Consider the following 736-nt stretch of genomic DNA (forward strand, 5'->3'; position numbering starts at 1 on the left):
GGCGCTGGCACGAGACGTGCGGCCAGCCGCAGCCCGCCCGCGCGCACCGCACCGGTACCGGCCGAAGCCAGGGCCTCCGCCGCCTCAGTACCGGCCGAGGCAACGCCTTCCGCCTCGGCCGGTGACGGCATGTCATCCGCCGTCCGCAGGGCCACGTACGGTTCGGGGTCCGCCGTGAGGAGGTCGTCGGCCAGGGCCGCGAGGTCCTCGGTGGTCGGGTGGAGCGGGAGGTCGAGGAGGCGGAGGTCGAGTGCGGGGTGCTCGATTGCCAGGGTGCGGCCGAGTCCCCACCACAGGGCGGGGAGTACTGTGCCCGGTCCGCTGCCGACGGGCTGGGCGCCGGCGGTGACCAGCCGGAGGCGCAGGTTGCCGCCGCGTGGCGCGGTGACCTTGACGAGGGCGAGGACGCGTTCGACGGCGGGCCGGGCCGCGTCGGCCAGTTCGCCAGGGGAACCGGGGGTGTCCGGAGCGCTCCAGCAGCAGACCACGTCGATGTCCGGGGCGGACCCGCCCGCCGAGGCCGACACCTGGTCGACGAGGTGCTGGAACTGGTCGGGGCCCGCCTCGTACAGCCCGGGATCGATCTGCCGGCAGCCGTCGCCGGGCCGTACCAGGACGGTCGTCGCGCCGCGTTCCCGCAGCAGCCGGGCCAGTTCTCCGGCGTGCGGGTCGGTGGCACCGGCGGCGAGGACCAGGGTGACGGCCGCCGTCCGGTGGGCGGCGGTGCGCGGGGCCG

General features: G+C 76.6%; 1 pseudogene. It reads right to left on the bottom strand.

Annotated elements, in window-relative coordinates:
* Positions 1-736, bottom strand: a pseudogene (locus tag R6V09_RS54270) (hypothetical protein); the annotation flags it as partial.

The organism is Streptomyces sp. W16 (assembly GCF_033194735.1).
In the GTDB taxonomy this organism is placed as follows: domain Bacteria; phylum Actinomycetota; class Actinomycetes; order Streptomycetales; family Streptomycetaceae; genus Streptomyces.